General features: G+C 36.9%; 4 protein-coding genes. All 4 read left to right on the plus strand.

Annotation, left to right across the window (positions count from 1 at the left end; all coding sequences use genetic code 11):
• Positions 1 to 1,508 (plus strand): hypothetical protein (locus AB1414_17650; GenBank protein MEW6609241.1); only part of this gene is annotated, 1,508 nt, incomplete at its 5' end.
• 103 nt (positions 1,509 to 1,611) lie between these two features.
• On the plus strand, positions 1,612 to 1,989 hold the full coding sequence (locus tag AB1414_17655; GenBank protein ID MEW6609242.1) for a GxxExxY protein: 378 nt from the start codon (positions 1,612 to 1,614) through the stop codon (positions 1,987 to 1,989).
• Positions 1,990 to 2,051: 62 nt separating this feature from the next.
• Positions 2,052 to 3,041, plus strand: a complete 990-nt coding sequence (locus AB1414_17660; GenBank protein ID MEW6609243.1) for a hypothetical protein — start codon at positions 2,052 to 2,054, stop codon at positions 3,039 to 3,041.
• 18 nt (positions 3,042 to 3,059) lie between these two features.
• On the plus strand, positions 3,060 to 3,485 hold a 426-nt coding region (locus AB1414_17665), incomplete at its 3' end, for a hypothetical protein (protein MEW6609244.1).

Genomic DNA, 3,485 nt, shown 5'->3' on the forward strand with positions numbered 1-3,485 from the left:
TTGTCCCTCAGAGGGATAATGATTATTTCAAGCTCAACATTCCGAAAAAAGGGACATTTAGTGCTGTTGTTTCCGAGGTGCCGAAGGAGATTAATCCCTTTTTTGCGATGTATGATTCAAATAAAGACTGGATGAGGAGTGCTCGTGGAGATTATGGTCAGGGTGTAAGTATCCAGTTTACCTCACTTCCGGCAGGTGATTATTACTTACGGCTATGTGCCCAGGATGATGGGCAGAGTGCTCAGGCATACAGACTTACGACTAATTTTGGTTCCCCTGAAATAACACTACCTATGGCTAAAATTACCTCTCCTCAACCCAATTCTCTTCTTTCAGGCACAATAACTATATTGGGCACGGCAGCGGCTGAGAATTTCTTGAATTATATATTCCAATACGGCACTGGCAGCAAACCTATCTCCTGGCTAACGATTACTACTTCCACCACACCAGTTATAAATGGCACATTAGCTACCTGGAATACTACCCTGTTAGAAGATGGGACTTATACCTTATGCCTGACAGTAAAAGACAAATTAAACAATATCGCTACAGATACAGTAGTAATTGGGATAGACAATACACCGCCGGTAGCAAAGATTACATTTCCTGAGGCAGATTCTGAGATACTACAGGGGACGATTACCATTCTTGGCACAGCAGATGATGAACATCTATTAAATTGGATCCTTGAAGATGGGGCAGGCTATACTCCTCAAACCTATACATTAGTTGCCAGTTCCACTATTTCTGTTATTTCTGGCACTTTAGGGTCAATCTTCTTACCTACAGGTTCATACACATTAAAATTAACGGTAAGTGATATAACCAATAATGTAGCTACTGATAGTGTATCTTTTATCGTTATTTTTCCCACCCCCGCAGAAATTCTACAAAAGGTAGCGGAGAGTTTTGGGAAGATTGAGGATATGAAAGCTACTATTATTACTACCGGAAGTATCGGAACAGAAAGTTATTCTGAAATAGCAGGAAGTTTTCTTATGAAAAAACCTGATAAGGTTAAGATTATTACACCGGTTAAAGATGAGACGATTATTATTAATGGAGAGAAAATGTATGTAATTACAAACGATGAAGTAGAAGAGGTAGATGTTGGAATCATATCAGATATCTCTCCTTCCTCATTAGATTTTTACTATTATTTAGATGAGTTTAAAGAGATGCATGAGATTGAAATAAAAGAAGAGCAAGATAATATCTACATTCTTGAAGCTACCCCTAAAACCCCTCAGTGGAAATATGAGAAGATGGTTATCCATATAAATTATTTAATAGGATTAGATATTAAAAAAGAGGTATTTTTTGAGAATACACCTGATCCTCAATTAACTACCGAAATTAAAGATTATCAATTAATAGAAGATGTTTATATTCCAACGAAATTAGTAGAGAAGATAGTATTTGAAGATGCAACTTTAGAATCAATTTCAACCTATACCAATATCCAGTTAAATACAGGCATACCGGATAGTGAATTTGAGCCATAAGTAGTACACAGATTGCACGGATTAGCACGGATGTGGAAATTTAAAAGAGATTAACGCAGAGGACATCAGAGAATGCGCAGAGGACGCAGAGGAAAATAAGGAAATGTATGAGAATGAATTAACCAGTCTGATAATTGGAGCAGCTATTGAAGTACATAAGAATCTTGGACCTGGATTACTTGAGTCAGCTTATGAAATATGCCTGGCAAGAGAGTTAGAATTGCGGAAAGTACCATTTCAACGACAAGTAGGGTTACCGATTGAGTATAAAGGTGAAAGTTGCGAAGTGGGCTATAGAATAGATTTATTGGTTGATAAAAAGGTAATTGTGGAGATAAAATCAGTAGAAACTATCCATCCTGTACATGAAGCTCAATTGTTGACTTATCTAAGATTATCTAAATGCAAGGTTGGATTACTTATCAATTTCAATGTTCCAGTATTGAAAGAGGGGATAAAAAGAATGGTTTATAAATTTTAATCTCTGCGAACTCTGCGTGACCTCTGAGTTCTCTGCGTTAAAAAAATAACGAGGAAGGTAAAATGAGTAAAAAAGTAATGTTAATAGGATTAGGGGTATGGTTAATCTTTATGTCTGCGTCTGCTTATAGTTTCTGGCCGTTTACTGTCCGGTCTGATATGATAAGCTATCATGCCCCATGCTGGGGTGAGAATAACAAGATTTACTTTATTAAAAAGGTAACTTTTGGTAGAGCAATTTCGGGGAAGACAGCAGTCCATGTTATACTTTTTATGGGTGGGAGTTATTTCCCGGATAAAACAGAGGTTTATCTTTGTTCAATGAATTATGATGGCACAGATAAGAAAGAGATAGTTAAGATTGGTGATACAGATGATGATACTTACTGGCTGCCAATGTATCTGGATTATTGTAAGGCGAATAATTTACTGCTTTTATCTGGGGGAGTTCATCCTGCAAGAGGAACTGGTGATCAGGGGATATATACTATTCAAACAGATGGTAGAGGGTTGAAAAAAATCTCAGATAAAGGTATGTATGCAGATTGGTCTCCTGATGGGAAAAGGATTGTATATGGAGGAGGGACGATAATGAATGCGGATGGAACAAATCACCATCCTATTATTCCAGAAGACTCAGAATGTTGGGGTAAAAGTCATAGATTCATCTGGTCACCCAGAGGTGACTTGATTGCCTTTACCTATAAAGGCTGGATTTGGGTGATGAAACCAGATGGGAGTGAGAGGAGGAAGGTATGTAAAAATACACATTTTTATGGTTGGACACCTGATGGGGAGGGAATTGTTATTGAAGGAGGAAAACTTGACGGTAATTATGTATGTAATAGTTATGTAGTTGGATTAGATGGAAAAAGAGAAAAAGAATTAAAAGGGGTAGGGTATTATTCATTAGATGGAAAGTTCCGAATTCATCCTTTAGGTTTTGGTGTATATAATGCTGAGACAGGAACGAGGATAAATCCATTGGCTAATATTAAACGACAGGAACATAAAGGACATTTTGTATATAAAAGACCAGATAATATTTGGTAAAAAGGAGGTTATATCGTCATGAAAAGAACAATCTTATGTATTTCATTGTTGCTTTGTGTATGGAACAGTAAAGGAAGTAGTGAAGAAATTAACTGGGGTACCTGTACTACCTACGCACCTATGCCTGTACTCTTTATTCACGGTATCAACGCTAATTGTAAAACATGGGATACTACTATTCCTGAGTTAAAGAAGTATTTTGGTTACAGGTTAGAAAAGTTTAATGAGCCTGAGAATTTTATATCTCCGCATGAAGACAAAACCAAAGGTGTTACTTATTTCAAAGATGAGAAAACCAATTATGAATCTCCCGCCAAGCTCTATTTAGAGGCGTTTGATTATGGTGGGGAGAATAAGAAGGGGAGTTTTTATCATATTGGTTCGAATTATGGCACAATAACTGCCCTTATAGAAGGCTATTACGATTATACTACATATCCTCCT

It is taken from the genome of bacterium (assembly GCA_040755795.1).
GTDB lineage: Bacteria > UBA9089 > CG2-30-40-21 > CG2-30-40-21 > SBAY01 > JBFLXS01.